The organism is Cytobacillus firmus, from assembly GCF_023715565.1.
GTDB classification, from domain to species: Bacteria; Bacillota; Bacilli; order Bacillales; family Cytobacillaceae; genus Cytobacillus; species Cytobacillus firmus_C.
In genome coordinates this window covers 1-222 of sequence record NZ_JAMBOJ010000208.1, presented here as the reverse complement: position 1 = coordinate 222, position 222 = coordinate 1, and the positions used below count along the sequence as shown (strand labels likewise).

1 rRNA gene is annotated in these 222 nt (G+C 52.7%); it reads right to left on the bottom strand.

The window, feature by feature from the left end:
* Positions 1 to 89, bottom strand: a 23S ribosomal RNA gene (locus tag M3205_RS25505); the annotation flags it as partial.
* Positions 90 to 222 lie beyond the last annotated feature (133 nt).

Below are 222 nucleotides of genomic sequence, written 5' to 3'. Positions count from 1 at the left end.
ACAGCTCCCCGAAGCATATCGGTGTTAGTACCGTCCTTCATCGGCTCCTAGTGCCAAGGCATTCACCGTGCGCCCTTTCTAACTTAACCTACTTCGGCCAATGATAAGCAGCGAATCTCTGCGTCAGTTCCGTCACTGTGCTCCTCACGTACTCTCATACGCTCCGGTGCTCGTTCAGTCGCTTCCTTGATCTTCTTGCTTCTCATTGCCCTCAGGTTTGTG